This window comes from Streptomyces sp. NPDC059092 (assembly GCF_042756365.1).
Taxonomy (GTDB): domain Bacteria; phylum Actinomycetota; class Actinomycetes; order Streptomycetales; family Streptomycetaceae; genus Streptomyces.
The window spans coordinates 141,842-157,606 of the sequence record NZ_JBHZEJ010000010.1; the positions used below are offsets into that span (position 1 = coordinate 141,842).

The 15,765-nt window shown below is 69.3% G+C and carries 14 protein-coding genes, 1 tRNA gene and 2 pseudogenes; 10 read left to right on the forward strand and 7 right to left on the reverse strand.

Annotation, left to right across the window (positions count from 1 at the left end; all coding sequences use genetic code 11):
- Positions 1–139 precede the first annotated feature (139 nt).
- Positions 140–646 carry a DUF4232 domain-containing protein gene (locus ACFXPL_RS09195; protein ID WP_384914970.1) on the reverse strand — a complete coding sequence of 169 codons (507 nt, stop codon included), beginning with the start codon at positions 644–646 and terminating at the stop codon, positions 140–142.
- A 261-nt stretch (positions 647–907) separates the two neighbouring features.
- Here ACFXPL_RS09195 and ACFXPL_RS09200 point away from each other — a divergent pair, with 261 nt between their 5' ends.
- Positions 908–1,402 carry a hypothetical protein gene (locus ACFXPL_RS09200; protein WP_384914974.1) on the forward strand — a complete coding sequence of 165 codons (495 nt, stop codon included), beginning with the start codon at positions 908–910 and terminating at the stop codon, positions 1,400–1,402.
- 185 nt (positions 1,403–1,587) lie between these two features.
- Here the strand turns inward: ACFXPL_RS09200 and ACFXPL_RS09205 are convergent, their stop codons facing one another.
- Entirely contained in the window at positions 1,588–2,073 is a 486-nt protein-coding gene (locus ACFXPL_RS09205) for a DUF6194 family protein (protein ID WP_384914977.1), read from the reverse strand.
- A 63-nt stretch (positions 2,074–2,136) separates the two neighbouring features.
- Here ACFXPL_RS09205 and ACFXPL_RS09210 point away from each other — a divergent pair, with 63 nt between their 5' ends.
- Positions 2,137–2,853: a MerR family transcriptional regulator gene (locus tag ACFXPL_RS09210; protein ID WP_384914980.1), complete on the forward strand. Its 717-nt coding sequence runs from the start codon at positions 2,137–2,139 to the stop codon at positions 2,851–2,853.
- A 672-nt stretch (positions 2,854–3,525) separates the two neighbouring features.
- Positions 3,526–4,758 carry an N-acetylmuramoyl-L-alanine amidase gene (locus ACFXPL_RS09215; protein WP_384914983.1) on the forward strand — a complete coding sequence of 411 codons (1,233 nt, stop codon included), beginning with the start codon at positions 3,526–3,528 and terminating at the stop codon, positions 4,756–4,758.
- Between the two features lie 538 nt (positions 4,759–5,296).
- Here ACFXPL_RS09215 and ACFXPL_RS09220 read toward each other — a convergent pair.
- Positions 5,297–6,241, reverse strand: a complete 945-nt coding sequence (locus tag ACFXPL_RS09220; protein WP_384914987.1) for a LysR family transcriptional regulator — start codon at positions 6,239–6,241, stop codon at positions 5,297–5,299.
- A gap of 137 nt (positions 6,242–6,378) precedes the next feature.
- Here ACFXPL_RS09220 and ACFXPL_RS09225 point away from each other — a divergent pair, with 137 nt between their 5' ends.
- Positions 6,379–7,626 (forward strand): MFS transporter, encoded by a 1,248-nt coding sequence (locus tag ACFXPL_RS09225; RefSeq protein WP_384914990.1) that lies wholly within the window; start codon positions 6,379–6,381, stop codon positions 7,624–7,626.
- A 427-nt stretch (positions 7,627–8,053) separates the two neighbouring features.
- Here the strand turns inward: ACFXPL_RS09225 and ACFXPL_RS09230 are convergent, their stop codons facing one another.
- Complete coding sequence (locus ACFXPL_RS09230) at positions 8,054–8,281, reverse strand: hypothetical protein (RefSeq protein ID WP_384914994.1); 228 nt, start codon at positions 8,279–8,281, stop codon at positions 8,054–8,056.
- Positions 8,282–8,901: 620 nt separating this feature from the next.
- Between ACFXPL_RS09230 and ACFXPL_RS09235 the strand changes: the two genes are divergently transcribed.
- Complete coding sequence (locus ACFXPL_RS09235; protein ID WP_384914997.1) at positions 8,902–9,486, forward strand: RICIN domain-containing protein; 585 nt, start codon at positions 8,902–8,904, stop codon at positions 9,484–9,486.
- 68 nt (positions 9,487–9,554) lie between these two features.
- Here ACFXPL_RS09235 and ACFXPL_RS09240 read toward each other — a convergent pair.
- A pseudogene (locus ACFXPL_RS09240) lies at positions 9,555–10,015 on the reverse strand (Tn3 family transposase); the annotation flags it as partial.
- A gap of 108 nt (positions 10,016–10,123) precedes the next feature.
- Here ACFXPL_RS09240 and ACFXPL_RS09245 point away from each other — a divergent pair.
- Positions 10,124–10,653 (forward strand): annotated as a pseudogene (locus tag ACFXPL_RS09245) (transposase); the annotation flags it as partial.
- A gap of 36 nt (positions 10,654–10,689) precedes the next feature.
- Here ACFXPL_RS09245 and ACFXPL_RS09250 read toward each other — a convergent pair.
- Positions 10,690–11,529 (reverse strand): alpha/beta hydrolase, encoded by an 840-nt coding sequence (locus ACFXPL_RS09250; protein ID WP_384915000.1) that lies wholly within the window; start codon positions 11,527–11,529, stop codon positions 10,690–10,692.
- A gap of 237 nt (positions 11,530–11,766) precedes the next feature.
- Between ACFXPL_RS09250 and ACFXPL_RS09255 the strand changes: the two genes are divergently transcribed.
- Both ACFXPL_RS09255 and ACFXPL_RS09260 read left to right on the forward strand, forming a co-directional pair.
- Positions 11,767–12,957 (forward strand): PucR family transcriptional regulator, encoded by a 1,191-nt coding sequence (locus ACFXPL_RS09255; protein WP_384915003.1) that lies wholly within the window; start codon positions 11,767–11,769, stop codon positions 12,955–12,957.
- Positions 12,958–13,076: 119 nt separating this feature from the next.
- Entirely contained in the window at positions 13,077–13,736 is a 660-nt protein-coding gene (locus ACFXPL_RS09260; protein ID WP_384915006.1) for a transposase, read from the forward strand.
- Here the strand turns inward: ACFXPL_RS09260 and ACFXPL_RS09265 are convergent.
- A tRNA-Pro gene (locus tag ACFXPL_RS09265) sits at positions 13,718–13,791 on the reverse strand. The genes ACFXPL_RS09260 and ACFXPL_RS09265 overlap by 19 nt on opposite strands.
- Positions 13,792–14,047: 256 nt before the next feature.
- On the opposite strand from ACFXPL_RS09265, the gene ACFXPL_RS09270 reads away from it, so the two are divergent.
- Together ACFXPL_RS09270 and ACFXPL_RS09275 are read left to right on the forward strand one after the other, a co-directional pair.
- The gene (locus ACFXPL_RS09270; protein WP_384915028.1) at positions 14,048–14,695 is read left to right on the forward strand and encodes a transketolase; all 648 of its coding nucleotides are present in this window, start codon (positions 14,048–14,050) and stop codon (positions 14,693–14,695) included.
- 74 nt (positions 14,696–14,769) lie between these two features.
- Complete coding sequence (locus tag ACFXPL_RS09275) at positions 14,770–15,669, forward strand: transketolase family protein (protein ID WP_384915009.1); 900 nt, start codon at positions 14,770–14,772, stop codon at positions 15,667–15,669.
- The last annotated feature ends 96 nt before the right edge of the window (positions 15,670–15,765 follow it).

Below are 15,765 nucleotides of genomic sequence, written 5' to 3' on the forward strand. Positions count from 1 at the left end.
GGGGCCCGCCTCCCCCGGTGGCACCCACGGGGACAGGGCAGGTCGTGCCGATCGGTGGCACACGCAGGTCGAAGAACGCGATGGCGTTCCCACGGCGAGGACACTGCCGCCGGGAACGCCACCACGGTGCGGAAGGAGGTCAGGCGCCGCGCTGGACCGGGCCGACGAGGGTGCCGGCCGCCACCGTGAGCCCGCCCTCGGCGAAGGACGTGCCGGGGATCCGACCGCCGGGCGCCTGGAGCGTGAACGACGCCTCGTCCGCGGCGGCACCGCCGCCGGTGTTCGGAACCTGGATGTCGAAGTGCACCGGGTGGCCCGGGCCGAAGGTCACCACGGTCCCCTGACTTCCGTAGCTGCCGGCGGTGACCCCGCTGTCCGAACCGTGGTCCGAGAACCGTACGTCGGTGGGCGAACCGGCCAGCTCGCACGGCTCGTAGCCGCTCGGCGCGGTCAGGGTCACGCGGTAGTGACGGTGCCCCGCGGTGTTGTCCGCCTGGGTGATCTTCGCGGTGTGGTTGGCCGGACGGCAGGCGGACGGGGCAACGCTCCCGCCCGTCGCCGGCGAAGCCTGCGCGACTCCCGCACCAGCGGTGCCCGCCAGCACGGCGGCGGCGAGGGTGACGGCGAACTTCCGGTTGGTACGCATCAACAACACTCCTTGTCCTGCTCAATGGCCCTGCGGGTGTTCACCGCCAGAACCATGGTCAACGCCATTCCTGCCCCGCCCTTCCTCGCGGAAATGTCTCAGGACGGCCACAGCCGAGCGGCCCGCACCGACCGCTCTTTCAGGGGAATCTCCCGGCATGTGGGCATATCCAGCCGTACGGGGCGAAGAATCGGGGTGGGCCGGGGCGCTGTCCCGCCTCCACGTCGTACACGCGGTGTCGCCGGAGAGAGGGAATCGACCATGGTCACCAGGAAGAAGCGGCTGCCGGCTCTGGCGGTCGCGGCCACCGTACTGCTCGGCTGTGTGGCGCCTGCCGCGATGGCGGCGCCCGGACCGGCCACGTCCACGCGTGCGGTTCTCGCGGTGCCGCCGCAGCAGAACATTCCCGAGCTGGAGGCGGGTGGCGCCGCCCGGAGAGTGATCCTTCCGCCGGACGGGCAGACGCGCCGCGGTCCGGGCTACCTCGACATCGAGGCGCCGCCGTACACGAGAATCATCGCCCTCAACACCAATTGCGACCGTCCGGGCTGCACCACACGCATCGCGGCCGACGGGCTCAGCGCGAGCGGGTACTTCCCCTTCAACCGCATCACTTTCAACCGGCCCATCACGGTCGACATCGCCGCCGATGCCGACGCGCCCCCGGAGGGGGGCTACTTCAGGGGCTCCTTCACCCTCCTGGGAGAAACCCAGCCGCTGACGGTCAGGATCCTGCCGGAGCCCGAGGACAACTGAGCCGATCCGCGATCTTTCAAGCCTGATCGGAGCGGCATCGCGCGGTGGGCACGGTTGAGTCGTCGCCTCCTGCGATCGTGGGTCGGTGGCGGCCAAGTGCCGGATTCCTCCTACGCGTCGGGCATCGCGACGCTCGCCGCCAGGGGCGGGCCCCGGCCGGGGCCCGCCCCTGGCGGCCTTCCTCATCAGCTCGTCGTCGAGTCCGTCCGTCGTTCATGGCGTGAGCGTGCGAGGTGATGGGCCGTGCGGAGCAGTTCGCGTAGGGCCTCGTCGGTCTCCGGGCCGGGGTTGACCACCGCGAGCCAGCCCATGGAACCGTAGACGGGGTGTGCCATCACGGCGTCGGTGACACCAGGGTCGCCGTCGGCGGCTGATGCGCGCGGCGCGTGGCCGGTCCAGCGGACGAACAGCTCCTTCCCGGCGGCCACATTGACGCGGAACGTGTCCGGGCGGTCCAGGCGTGACCTCTCGTCGCCCGGCTGGTTCTTCGTCACGATCGTCGCGAACGGTTGCGTCGATGCCGGCATGACGCCCTCAGGGGAGTAGAAGAAGAACGTATCCCCCCAACTGATCTCCGGTGAGCCGTCGCCTGGCTCCGGCCTGACGGCCAGGGCTCCGTCCAGGTTCTCCACGAAGTCGATGATCTCTTCCATGGTCATTCGCTCGGTCATGTGCTCAAGCGTTTCATTAAGGTGCTTGTGGAGACTTCGAGCCGGAAGACAGGGGTCAATCGGGTGTCAACTCTCAAGTCGGCCATGCGTACGGTCGATGTCGCACGACGCGCCGGGTACTCCGTTCAGCAGGTACGCAATCTCGAACGTGACGGGGTCCTGCCGCCGGCGGCGCGCTCGGCCTCGGGCTACCGGATCTACGGGGAGATTCATCTGCGGTCCGCGTCGGCCTACCGGGCCCTCGCACTCGGCACGGGCCCGGTGGAGGCCAAACGGATCGTTCGCGCCGCGCATGAGCGCCCTGCCTCGGAAGTGCTCGCACTCCTCGACGCGGCACACGCCCGACTCGACCGGGAGCGTACGGACCTCGAACTCGCCAAAGGGGCCGCCGCGGCGATCTCTGCCGAACGGGTCGACGCCGTACGCCCGTCGGACGCGATGAGCGTCTCCGAACTCGCCGCCGCGCTCGGAGTGCGCTCATCGACCTTGCGCCACTGGGACGCGGAGGGGCTTGCCGTCCCGGACCGGGTCTTCCCCCGGGATACGCGACGATATTCACCGGCGCAGACGCGGGACGCCCGGATCGTCCACCAGCTCCGCGGCGCCGGGTACCGCATCGATCAGCTCCGGACCCTGATGCCGGGCCTGCGGCGCGGACAGCGTACGGAGGACATCGCAGCCGCGCTGACGACCCGCGATGAGAACATCAACGCTCGCTCCCGTGCTCTCCTCGACGCCACCGTCGCACTCAGCGCCGTCCTCGCCGCCGCCCGGACGTGAAACCGCTGGGGTCAGGGCCACGAAGGGTCCGGCGGCCCTGCCGTGCGGTGAGCGCGGCAGCCGGGGCGGTGCCGAGGCCCAGGACGGCGCGCGGAACATCCGGATGCCGAAGTGGAAGCTCGTACGGTGGACGGGATCAAGGAATCGGCAACGTCGGCCGATGAGTTTTCGTGGACCGGGCGGTCTTCACCGGGCCGGGGCGGCAGGCGTCCCGGGGCTGGGGGAGGGAAGTGCGCTGTGAGGACGGTTCCGCAGGAGTTCCTGTCGCTGGACGACCGCAGTCCCGGTAGCCAGGGATCAGGAGTGGCTCAGCCGTACGCCGGCGCCGACTGTCCTCGGCGGTGCCAATGCCGCCGATCCCCGTGTGCTCGGCTCAGTAGCGGTGGGGGCTCCCTGGTTCGGCGTGGTGGATGACGGACCCCGTGCAGCCGGCCGGCATGACGCCGCGCACTCCATCTTGGTCGTCCAGCACGGGCGATCGGGCTGTTCCGGGGGTTCGGCGGAAGATCCTCGATCCGCGTGCCGGTGGACTTTCTGACCGCTGGGAAGAATCACTGATCGTAGGATGAGCCGAGACCCTCAGACCTGCAAGTCCGGTGCGACATCGGTCGGTTACCACGTCGCGCCCCCTCGTGCTGCGGCTTGGGGCATAGTGACGACATAGGGAAGTTCATGAGATTTCGTCAAACCATCCCCGCGGTTGCTCTCGGGGTGGTGTCACTGACGGCACCCCTCGTCGCCGCGGGTACCAGCACCGCGGCGACGGCGATCGAAACGATGGCAGCGGATTCCTCTCAGGTCGAAGAAACCACGCTCACCGACCGCGACGGCAAGCCCTCCGGCGCCCTGTCGGCGAAGGCCGCATCACAGACCGGGAAGGTGTTCTCCACCGGTGAGATCACCGGTGAGCACTTCTCGTCGATCGGCCTCAGCTGGAAGAAGGAGTCCGCCGTCGACGGCGGGCTGACCGCCGAGACGCGGATCCACCGCAACGGTGCCTGGGAATCGTGGCGGAACGTTCCCCTGGAGCCTGCCGAGGGTGTGGCCGAGGAGGCGAAGCGGGCCGGCGCACCCGCCTTCTACACGGACGACGCGGACGGGGCGGAGGTCCGCTTCACATCTCCGAAGGGCAGCCTGCCGCAGGACCTGCGGCTGTCGTTCATCGACCCGGCCCAGAGCCCGGCCACCTCTTCCCCGGACCGTCAGCCGAAGCCCGCGCGGGCCGCACAGGCCGCACAGGCCGCACAGGCGGACGTGAAGCTGCGGAAGGACTGGGGCGCGGACGAGACGCTGGCCGATCCCGGGTACAAGACCCAGCCCTCGATCAAGGCTGCCCTCGTCCATCACACCGTGACGGGGAACAACTCCTACACTCAGGAGCAGGTGCCGCAGATCATCAACGGCATCTACATCCAGCACATTCTGGTCCTCGGCTACGGCGACTTCCCCTACCACTTCATCGTCGACCGCTTCGGTGGCATCTGGGAAGGCCGCAAGGGCTCCATCGAGATGCAGCCCGGCACCGCGATTCCCGGCATCCTCGGCGGTCACGCATCCGGCTTCAACACCAACACCTTCGGTGTCGCGATGCTCGGCAACTTCGAGCCGAACAACAGCGAAGGCGGCGAGGACACCGGCCCTGACCCGAAGCCGAGCGAAGCCATGGCCAAGAGCCTGGCCGACCTGCTCGTCTGGAAGGGCGGCCAGTACCAGCTGAAGCCGGAAGGCTCCACGCAGCTCGTCTCGGCCGGCGGAGGCGGCACCAACCCGCACCCGGTGGGCACGGTGCTCGACGTACCGGTCATCTCCAGCCACAGGGACGTGAACGTGACGGGCTGCCCGGGCGGCAAGCTCTACGAAATGCTTCCCGACCTGCGCAAGCAGGTGGCCGACCGGCTCGGCTGAGAAGCGTCGGAGGTGCCCGTGCTCCTCTGGACACGGGCTCCCCGGCCCAACCCCGGGCGCGGCAGACACTCCTCCACCTGCCGGTCGGCAGCTTCGGCCGGCAGGGATCCGCTGCGGCACACAACCCCGTTGGGCGGCGATCCGTCTGTGCGGGCGACCTCCCCGCACCGGCCGGCAGATTCCCGAGGAGACTGCAGAGCATCCGAAGGAGGAAGAACCCGCCGACCTGTTCCTCGCCCAGTCGGACGTAGGCGGGGAGGCACCTCGGCATCGAGGTCGGTGAGGAAGTCGTGCTCCAGCGGGCCGGCGGCGGCCGCGCCGGGCCGGATTGTGGTCGGCGTCGGCGCGGAGTTGGGCGCGGGCGGCGCCGACGTACCACGTCGTCCAGAGCACACGGTGTTCAGGACCGGACCGAGTGAACCGAACTGGTCCTCGTCGCGCGACCCGGACGGTGTCGGGCTCGACGATGACGACGAGGGGACGCAGAACTGGCTGTTGCGGCTCGTGAGGTCGTTGCCGATGGTTGCCCCGGTGCTGCTTACCGCTGTGTCCATGCGGGTGTCCATGCGGGTGTCCACGTCTCACTGCCGGGGCGGTCGGGCTGTGTGGAGCCGAGATGGTCGCGGAGCGTGGTGAGTGCGGGGTGTGGGTTGTCGCGGCGCCAGATCAGTGAGTGCGGGTAGACGGGCGTCGGGTCGGTCACCGGAATGCGGCGCAGGCCGTGGCCTGCGGGCCAGACGAGGCGGGTCTGCTCGCCCATGAAGGTGGCGAGGGCAGGGGTGTCGGCGACGGTGTCCAGGAGCGCGTCGGAGCCGAAGTTGGGGCCGGTCGCCTCGATGGTGAGGCCGAACTCGGCGACGAGGTCGTCGTAGTAGGCGGCCCACTCGGTACCGGGGACGAGGCCGGGCATCCAGATGCGGTGCCCGGCGAGCTGAGCGACGGTCACCGACCGGGCCCCCGCCAGCGCGTGGGCGGGGCCGGTGAGGAGTTGGAGCGGCTCGTCGAGCACCCGGACGGACTCGATGTCCTCGGGAAGGGGCCTGCCGGGCACGGCGACGGCACGGAAGGACGCGTCGATCGTACCGGACCGGATGGCGGCGACGGCCGTCTCGATACGGAACAGCCACACCACGTCGAGCTCTGTCTCGGGGTGCGCGCGATGGAAGCCCCGCATCAGGCCCGACGCCGCGCCGCGCGAGGCGAGCACGTCGACGCGCAGCGGTCGGCTGCCGGTGTGTACGGAGGCGACCGCGCGTTCGGCGACGCGCAGCAACTCGCGCGCGTGGGGCAGGAACGCCTGCCCGTCGATGGTGAGCTCGGCGCCGCGCGCGGTGCGGGTGAACAGCCGCACGCCGAGGCCGCGTTCCAGCGTGGCGATGCGCTTGGAGACAGCCTGCTGGGTGAGCGCCAGTTCAGCGGCGGCTTCCTGGAACTGCCCCGCGTCGGCGGCGGCGACGAAGGTCCGGACGGTGTCGAGGTCCACACCGACGCACCCTAGTGCACAACATCTGGTTGTGGCCTCCGGCAGATTGGTTGTTTGACCTGCTGTTGTGCTGCCAGCTTTGCTCTTATCGGTCAACGTCGACCTGTTCGGGCGGGACATCGAGGGGTGCGTTGAGCATGGTGGGCAGGAGACGGTTGGGCCGGCGGTTCGGGTGGCTGTGGGCGGCGTACGCGGTCAGCACGTTCGGCACACGGCTCGCGTTCGACGCGTTCGCTCTGATCGCGATCCTTGTGCTGCACGCCGGGCCGACCGAGGTGTCGGTGCTGGCGGCAACAGGGCTGGCCGTGGGGGCCGCGATGGCGGTGCCGCTCGGGCCGTGGGTGGAGTACCGCCGCAAGCGGCCGGTGATGGTCACGATGGACCTGACCCGGTTCGTGGCACTGATGAGTGTCCCCGCCGCGTACGCACTCGGCCTGCTCAGTTTTGTCCAACTCCTGGTTGTGTCCGCCGTCGTCGGTGCGGCCGACATCGCCTTCAACGCGGCCAGTGGCGCGTATCTGAAGGCGCTCGTGCGGCCGGAGGACCTGCTCGTCGCGAGCGGGCGATTCGAGTCCACGACCTGGACCGCCACCGTGCTCGGACCACCGGTCGGCACAGCCGCGATCGGGTTGTTCGGCCCGGTGATGACCGTGGTGGCCGATGCGGTCAGCTATCTGCTCTCGGCCACGGGGATTCGGGCGATCGGCGGCAGCGAGCCGCGCCCCGTGCGCACCGGTACGCAGGGGGCGCGACTCCGGGTCGGTGACCTGCTCGAAGGGTGGCGTTACATCCTGGCCCACCCGGCCCTGCGCCCCCTGTTCTTCAACACGGTTCTGGTCAGCGGCCTGATCATGGCGACCTCGCCGCTGCTCGCCGTCCTCATGCTCGGCGACCTCGGGTTCGCCCCCTGGCAGTACGGCCTCGCGTTCGGGCTGCCCTGTGTCGGCGGCATCATCGGCTCACGGCTGGCCTCCCGGCTCGTCGCACGGTTCGGACGGCACAAGGTCATGCTCACCGCCGGGACATTGCGCGCGTGCTGGTCGCTCGGACTGGCCTTCATCCACCCCGGCGTGGCCGGGCTCGTGCTCGTCATCGCGGTCGAGTTCGGACTGATCACCTGCATGGGCGTGTTCAACCCGGTGTTCGCCACCTACCGGCTCGACCGGACAGCGACGGACCGGATCGCCCGCACCCTGTCAGCGTGGTCGGTCACCAGTAAGGCGACTGTCGCGGCCATGACCGGGCTGTGGGGCCTGCTGGCCGGCATCACCAGCCCCCGCACCGCAATCGCCGTTGCCGGTCTTCTCATGCTGATCACCCCCTTCCTGCTCCCCCGGCACGACCACACCTCGCAGTGGAAGAGGGTTACGACGCCGCCCTCATGAAGACCTGCCGGGAGGGAGGGACCGTTCTCCCCAGCAAATGACTCGTCGCCGGATCACCGTCGTCAGCGGGACGATCGCATCCTGGGCCCTGTCTCCGTCGAGGGAGAACCGCTGGAGGGCTTCAGGGACAATGCCTGGGGCGCCTCCTGTTCGAGCTGGCCCTCGCCACCGCACGGAGCGCCGGGGTCGTTTCGCCCGTCGATCGGAACCGCCCCGCCCTGTTCTCTCCCCGGAAGGGAGCTTCCCCTGCCGGAAATCGCCCAGGGCGACGCCGCCCGCACGTGAGGAACTCCGCCCGGTGCCGCCCCCGCTCACGAGCGGGGCACGCGGCTGAAGGCGGGAAACACGGCGAGGGGCCGGGCCCGGCGAGGGCCCGGCCCTTCATGGCCTGGCTGTGCTGTCGGCCCGCGGACGGGGCCCGGAGTCTTTAGTAGACGGGCGTGAGGTACCACTGCTCTTCGGGGTTCATGTTGTCGCAGTGGTAACCCTTGATGACGCCCTGCTCTTCCAAGGAGTGGCCCCACCCGGCACACAGATCGAAGCTGGCCATCTTGATCGGCGCCCCTTCAGCCGCCTGAGCGGTCACAGCGGTACCTCCGGCGATGGCCACGATTCCGGCCACCACGACGGCGGCCTGAGCGAGCTTCCTGCGCATGTGCGTCTCCTCTGTACAGTCAGCCACCCGCTTGGAAAGGCGAGCGGCTTCGCTTTCCACGGCTCCGGAAGCGGGGGACCAGAAGCGGCGACCCCTGTCGCTCGCCGCCCAGCGCTGTTCCCGTACCGGTACCGGCCAAGGCACTACGTCCATCGGCCACGCGTCCGCGTCCGATGCTCTTCCTCGGCTCCACTGCAGGACACCACGTTGGACCGTTTGCGATCAATAATTGTCCGATCCCTGTTACATGCCCCTTACAAAGATCAATTTTGTCCAGGAGTGGAACGCGGCGGAGATCTGTCCGTCCGTGTCCCCCGATTCCGGTGAACCAACTGACGGGCCGACCGGTCACATCGAGCCCGTCAACTCGCGGCGGACGGCCGCCGCACGGCCACGGACCACCTCGTCCGGCACCCGCCCCCGTCAGACCGGGTGTCAGGAGGAGAACCAGCAGACCGATGCCATCGGCGACGGACCGGCAGCCGTCTCGTACGTCCTGCCGGAAGTCACCGCGGCCATCCGGGAACAGACAGACGCGCCACCGAGAACGCAACATGGGGCATTCGGTGAATTACGGTAAGTTCCCCGCGTCATCGCTTTCATGGGACAGGAGAGATCGCGTGGCTCGAAAGCCAAGCCGACTCGGCAGGCACAGCGTGGTGGCTGCCCTGACGGGACTGTTCGCTCTGCTCGTGCCGACTTCGGCGCAGGCCGCCGAGAACCCCGGCATCCGGTACACGACGAGCTTCCGCAACGCGGCCATCTACGAACTGCGCGCCGCAGTCAGCGGGAAGTGCCTCGACCTCCGCGGGGGCGGTCGCCCGAAGCCCGGAACCGTCGTCCAGACCTTCGACTGCAAGGACGCGCTGCACCAGCGCTTCCACTTCCAGAACCTGGGCAACGGCAACTTCACGATCGGCGCTTTCGGCACCTACTGCCTCGGCCCGCAGGGCGGCAGCCCCACACCCGGAGCCCCGGTCATCCTGACCACCGGCTCGGGCTGCTCCACCTTCACCTGGAACTACCGCGGCACCGCGGAGCAACCGAACCGCTGGGAGATCGCCGAGGCGAGCACCGGGCAGTGCACCCGGGACACGGGACGGCGCTCCCAGGCGGTACTGGGCGCCTGCGGCAGCACCACAACCCCGGGGCCCGAGGTCTGGGCCCCGCAGTTCGACAAGTACTGGAACTATGACCAAATCTGAGTCCGGCACCCGCTGCCGTTCTCGTCCCCGTGCGTCGAACTGCGGGGCCTCGTCGGCCCACTTCCCAGCAGTTCGGTCAACAGGTCCTCCGTACCGTCCTGGTAGTTCCGGTAGAGCCGCCCAGCCCTGCGGTGGAAGATCTCGCGGGCGAGCGCGTGGCGGCTCTCCCTCAGGTCGGCCTGCGTCCTGATCTGCCGCCGGTGGCCGGGCTCGTCCGCCGGCCGCAGGAGGTGCGTCGTCTCGGCGATCCGCCTGTAATGCGCGACGGCGTCGCCCAGCGGGGTCGGCCGGCCCGTCGCGCGACAGCATCCGGATCACGTCGCAGGCCCGCCCCGCACCGGTGGGGACGGAACCGATGATCTGCAGGATGCCCTCCCAGTGCCGCTCGATCCCCACCAGGTCGCCCCCGGTCCCCGGCCACGTCCTGGAAGGCCCCGCAGTCGGCCCCGAGGTCGATGCGCCACATCTTCTGGTCCGGCAGGTCCGCCGCCTGCGGCGCGTACGTGAACCCGGCCGGAGCGAGCACGCCGCACTCGGCCCCGACCCGGTCCGACAGCCGCTCACCAAATGACTTCAGCTGACCCGCTCTTGGCACACCAACAACAACGCCGGATTGCCCCTGGGCTACCGGTATCGACGCAAGCCCGAACCCACAGGCTCCGCCATCGGCACCCAGAGCGTGAAGACCTCCACCAACGCGCCCGTGACCAGCCAGGGAACGGACGCCGCGAAGAAGATCGTGGGCCGGAGGCGGGGCATCCTCACCGACACGATCGGCCTGATCCTCGCCGTGACCGTCGCCGCCGCGAGCCTCTCCGAAAACGCCCTGGGGATACGCCTCCTCGACCAGACCAAGAAGACATACCCGGCCATCTCCGAGAGCTGGGTCGATACCGGCTCCACGAAGGCCGTCGCCCAGCATGGCGCGCAGCCCGGAATCGACGTCGAAGTCGTCAACAGAAACCCTGGAGTTCGCGGCTATCACGTCGCGAAAAGGCGCTGGATAGTGGAGTGGAGTATCGGTTGGACCATGATGCACCGACGTCTCGCCCGCTACTACGAGACCCTCGCCACCAGCTCCGAAGCCATGATCAACATCACGTCGATCGACAATCTCACCAAGCGCATAACGACGAGACCGCACCAAACTGGCGAGGCACCTACTAGAACATAAGCAGCAATTCACCCACGCTGAACGCCCTCTCAGTGGTGTTCCTTGATAAAGGCCAGGGCCACTTCGGCGACCTCTTGCCAGCCGCTGTCGAACACGAGGGAGTGGCCTCGGTTCGGGATCTCATGGAGGAGAGTGGCTGCGGGATTGCGCTTCTGCTTCTCGTAGGAGGCGTTGGCGATCGCGGACGGTGCGATGTGGTCTCTCTCTCCGCTGATCAGGAGCATCGGGCCGCGCCGAGGGGTCCGCGTGTCGACCTTGATCTCGGTGAACGGGTTGACGTTCGCGGTGGCGGCCTGGAACAGCGGGATCCCGGAGCCGGCCACCGGATACGTCTCGTACAGGCGCTTGGCCTCGCTCTCGTTCACCGCGTTCGCGAACGAGTAGCGGAACTGGTCGTAGGTCAACGCCACGGCCCGCCGGTAGTTGGCCGGGTTGCCGATAACCGGGCGCGCGGACTTGAGTGCGGACAGCGGGAGTGGGAGCACTCCGCGAAACGGAGCGGAGTCCATCGGCACCGAGACTGTGGCCAGGCCCCGTCCGGCCAGTTGCTGAGTGATGAGGCCACCGAAGGAGTGGCCGAGGATGGCCGGGCGCCGGCTGAGCGCGCCGATGGCCTCGGCCATGTGGTCGGTGACCTGCTTGACGCTCTTGCCTGCGAACACTTGTGGATTCGCCCGGGCTTGGGCGACGGTCTCCGGGTCGTCCGGCCAGCCCGGGGCGAGGGTGGCGTAGCCGTTCTCTTCGAAGAACGAGCGCCACGGCTCCCAACTGGAGGCCAGCATCCACAGCCCGTGCACGAACACGACCGGCTTGAGGCCCGACGCGTTCGCCCGGGTGATCTCGTGCCTTTCACGGGAGGTCAGACTCATCAGCGTGCCGCCTTTCGATTCCAGGTGTCTCTCGGACGCGATGACGGTGCCGAGTGGACAGGACCGGGGTTCCTGCCGCCCCTCATCCTGACCCGCCCTCAAGACGGGAGCGATGTCCGGAGCGACACGATGTTCGCGGCTGGATTGTTCCGTGGGACAACGACGGCGCCGCATGGAGGCTGAAATCCTGGCGGTTCGGAACCCGCCGACGCCTAAGATTGGTTCATGGAACATCCAGTGCCTGACCCTGTTGGCGCGCAGGTTGCACTGCTGGGCGCTCGGATGCTCGAACGGGCCGGCGAACTGGCCGACGAGATGGCCGAGCGGATCCGAGCGGCCGTGCCGGTCTATCGGAGCGACGCGGTGATCACGGCCGCGGAACTGCGCCGCACCTGCCTGGAGAACATCGACTTCGTCTTCGGGCCGATGGGACACGTCCCGGCACACGCCTCGCCGGAGTCCCGGGACAACGGACGACGCCGCGCAAAGGCCGGGGTACCGCTGACCTCGGTGATGGAGGCCTATCGCGTCAGCGCCCGATTCCTGTGGGAACGCCTGGCCGAACCTACCGCCACCGGCGAGGTCGCGCCCGAGGCTGCCCTACGCGCCGCCTCGGAGATGTGGCTCGTGCTCGACATTTTCACCCAGGAGATGGCCGACGGTTACCGCGAGGAGATCACCTCCCAGACCCTCACCCGCGAAGCCGAACGCTCGGCCGTGATGGAGGCACTACTCGAAGGCCGCCTGGACGAGACCAACTTCTACGAGGCCGCCGACATCCTGCGCCTGCCGGCACAGGGGCCTTACGTCGTCATCGCCGCCCAGGTGCCAGAGGTCGCACGCCACGCGCTCCCGCGCGTCCAGGACGCGCTCCAACCCCTCGGCGTGGCCTCCGCGTGGCGACTGCTGCATGACGCCGAAGTCGGCATCGCACGACTACCCGCCGCCCGCCCTCACATCAAGGAGCTCGCCGACGCATTGGAGAAGGCCGCCAAGGGCAGCGTCGGGATCAGCCCGCCCTACCACGACCTGCGTAAATCCGCGGACGCTCTGAAACTGGCCAGAATCGCGCTGCGCGGCTCATACGAGGGGCGGAGGGTCACCGTCTTCGACCGGGACCCGCTGGCCATCGCCGCGGCCAGCGCCCCGCAGATCATGCGCGCCGTAGCCCGAACCATCCTCGGCCCGCTCCACCAGGCTCCCGGACATGACCGCGCACTGCTGCTCGACACCTTCGGCACCTGGCTCGACGCCGGCGGGTCCGCCGACCGCGCCGCCACCGCCCTGTTCTGCCACCCGAACACCGTCCGGCACCGCCTGCGCCGACTCCAAGACCAGACGGGCCGGACATTGTCCCAACCCCGCGAGCTGGCCGAGCTGACCCTCGCCTTCGAGATCGACCGAAGGATCACAGACTCCGCACCGTAAACGATCGCACGACAGCCATCAAGATCACCTCAGAGGGCGATCCTCAGAGGGCGATATGGAATATTATATTGCGTATCGCCCCCCTCATAGTCCGGCCTTGACGGTCACCCGCCGAGGCGATGGCCCCCTTTCGTGGCGCCCTCGACCTGCTCGGCACCATCCCCGGCATCAACCAGGCCACCACCGAAGTGATCATCGCTGAGACCGGCGGCGACATGACCCGTTTCCCCTCCGCCGGGCACCTCACGTCCTGGGCCGGGGTCTGCCCCGCCCACCACGAGTCCGCCGGCCGCACCAGGAACACCAAAGTCCGGCCCGGCAACCCCTGTCCCAGAGGAGCCCTCGGCCTCGCGGCATTCGGCGCGGCGAGAACCAAGGACGGACGCCTGTCCGCAGGCCCGTCACAAGCGGCTGACCGCCCGACACGGCCCACTCAGTGCACTGGTCGCCGTCGAGCACTCGATCATCGCCGCGAGCCGGCACATGCACACCGACAACGCCCCCTGCCACGGCCTCGGCTGCACCAACTTCACCCAGCGCGACCCCGAACGCGCCACCCGCCGGACCATCAACCCGCTCAACCGGCTCGGCTGCACCGTCACCCTCAACCCAGTCCGCGCGCACCCCTCCCCCTCGCCGGCCGGCCAACAGCAGCAGCACGGCACCGCCGGACCCCGTGGTCCCCCAGCTGGTCCCCAGGGAACACGGAAAGGCGGTACCGGATTTCTCCGATACCGCCTGCGACCTGCGAAAACACAAGTCGGGACGACAGGATTTGAACCTGCGACCCCTTGACCCCCAGTCAAGTGCGCTACCAAGCTGCGCCACGTCCCGATGCCCGTCTGACCTGGGGTTTCCCTGATCTGAACGCGCATGAGAACAATACCGCACTCCGGCCGGTGGTCACGAATCGCTTTCCTGCCAGGGCCGTCTTGACCTCAAGTGCACTTGATGTTGCAACGTGACTCGTATGACGAGCGAAGGCACGACACGCGCGTACGGCACGTACGGCACGGCCACCGGCTCCGTACCGGAGAGCCGCCGGGCGTCCTCGCCTCCCGGTCCCGCCCTCCAGGAGCTGCACCGGCTCATGGCCCTGATGACCGGCGACGAGAAGCACGGGCCCGCCGCGACCTCCACCCTGGACGCGCTCTGGGTGCTCTACGACCGGGTGCTGCGCGTGGCGCCCGGGAGCGTGGACGCGGTCGGGCGGGACCGGTTCCTGCTCTCCAAGGGGCACGGGCCGATGGCGTACTACGCGGTCCTCGCCGCCAAGGGGTTCGTCGCCGAGGAATCGCTGCCCGGCTTCGGTTCGTACGACTCACCGCTCGGCCACCACCCCGACCGGACCCTGGTGCCGGGCGTCGAGATCAGCAGCGGCTCCCTGGGGCACGGGCTGCCTCTCGCCGTGGGCAGTGCGCTCGGGCTGCGGGCACGAGGGCTCACGGAGCCGCATGTCTGGGTGCTGCTCGGCGATGCCGAGCTGGACGAGGGCAGCAACCACGAGGCGATCGCCTTCGCGGGCCCCGCCGGGCTCGAACAGCTCCACACCCTCGTGGTCGACAACAGCTCCGCGACCTACGGCTGGCCCGGCGGTATCGCCTCCCGGTTCGAGGCGGCCGGCTGGTCGGCCGAGACCGTCGACGGCCGGGACCACGAGGCGCTGTACGCCGCCTTCACCGCACCGCACACCGGGCGGCCCCGCGCGGTCGTGGCCCGTGTCGAGCCGAAGTCCTGAGCCAGGTTCCTGGCCCCCGAGATTCGCCGCGTACCGGACGAGACCGGGGCGCGAACCGAGAGAGGTACAGCTCCATGGACACCATGCGCGACCGTTTCATCTCCACCGCCTCCAGCCTTCTCGACGAGGATCCGCGCCTCGCGGTCGTACTCGCCGAGATCAGCGCCGCCGGTTTCGTGGAGGCGGAGCGCCGCCATCCGGACCGGGTGATCAATGTCGGGATCCGCGAACAGCTTCTGGTCGGTGTGGGCGGCGGCCTCGCCCTCGCGGGCCTGCGCCCCCTCGTGCACACCTTCGCCAGTTTCCTGGTCGAGCGCCCGTTCGAGCAGGTCAAGCTGGACTTCGGCCACCAAGGGGTGGGCGGGGTGCTGGTGAGCGCGGGGGCATCGTACGACTCGCCGGCGGGCGGCTTCACCCATATGGCGCCCGGCGATGTCGCGCTGATGGACACGCTCGACGGCTGGACGGTGCACGTGCCGGGCCACCCCGACGAGGCCGAGGCCCTGCTGCGGCATGCCGCCGCCGGGGACGACCGGGTGTACGTACGGCTGTCGCTCCAGAGCAACCAACGGGCGCGCGAGGTGACGGGGGCCGGATTCAGCACCGTACGGGAGGGCCCGCGCGGGGTCGTGGTGGCGGTCGGGCCCCTGCTGGACAACGTCCTGGCGGCGACGGAGGGCCTGGACACGACGGTGCTGTACGCCACGACCGTACGGCCCTTCGACGGCGCGGCGCTGCGCCGGGCCGTCGCGGGCGCGGACCGGGCCGATGTGGTGATCGTGGAGCCGTATCTCGCCGGGACCTCCACGGCCGCAGCCAACGACGCGCTGGCCGAGACACCGCACCGGGTGCTGGGGCTCGGGGTGGACCGCCGTGAGCTGCGCCGCTACGGGTCGCTGGACGAGCACGTCGCGGAGCAGGGGCTGGACCCGGCGTCCTTGCGCGAGCGCGTCTCGGCGTTTCTGGCGCGCTAGGTGTACTGACCCGTGAGGTTGGGGACGCGGCTGGCGGGTGGCTGGCCTTTGAGCGCGGTGTGTCCGCGGTGGTGATTGTAGGTGTGCAGCCAGACG

Bases quoted from the DNA above. Each gene is read 5' to 3' on its own strand.
- ACFXPL_RS09195 (WP_384914970.1), bottom strand. From the start codon at position 646: ATGCGTACCAACCGGAAGTTCGCCGTCACCCTCGCCGCCGCCGTGCTG.
- ACFXPL_RS09200 (WP_384914974.1), top strand. From the start codon at position 908: ATGGTCACCAGGAAGAAGCGGCTGCCGGCTCTGGCGGTCGCGGCCACC.
- ACFXPL_RS09205 (WP_384914977.1), bottom strand. From the start codon at position 2,073: ATGACCGAGCGAATGACCATGGAAGAGATCATCGACTTCGTGGAGAAC.
- ACFXPL_RS09215 (WP_384914983.1), top strand. From the start codon at position 3,526: ATGAGATTTCGTCAAACCATCCCCGCGGTTGCTCTCGGGGTGGTGTCA.
- ACFXPL_RS09225 (WP_384914990.1), top strand. From the start codon at position 6,379: ATGGTGGGCAGGAGACGGTTGGGCCGGCGGTTCGGGTGGCTGTGGGCG.
- ACFXPL_RS09230 (WP_384914994.1), bottom strand. From the start codon at position 8,281: ATGCGCAGGAAGCTCGCTCAGGCCGCCGTCGTGGTGGCCGGAATCGTG.
- ACFXPL_RS09250 (WP_384915000.1), bottom strand. From the start codon at position 11,529: ATGAGTCTGACCTCCCGTGAAAGGCACGAGATCACCCGGGCGAACGCG.
- ACFXPL_RS09260 (WP_384915006.1), top strand. From the start codon at position 13,077: ATGGCCCCCTTTCGTGGCGCCCTCGACCTGCTCGGCACCATCCCCGGC.
- ACFXPL_RS09270 (WP_384915028.1), top strand. From the start codon at position 14,048: ATGGCCCTGATGACCGGCGACGAGAAGCACGGGCCCGCCGCGACCTCC.
- ACFXPL_RS09275 (WP_384915009.1), top strand. From the start codon at position 14,770: ATGGACACCATGCGCGACCGTTTCATCTCCACCGCCTCCAGCCTTCTC.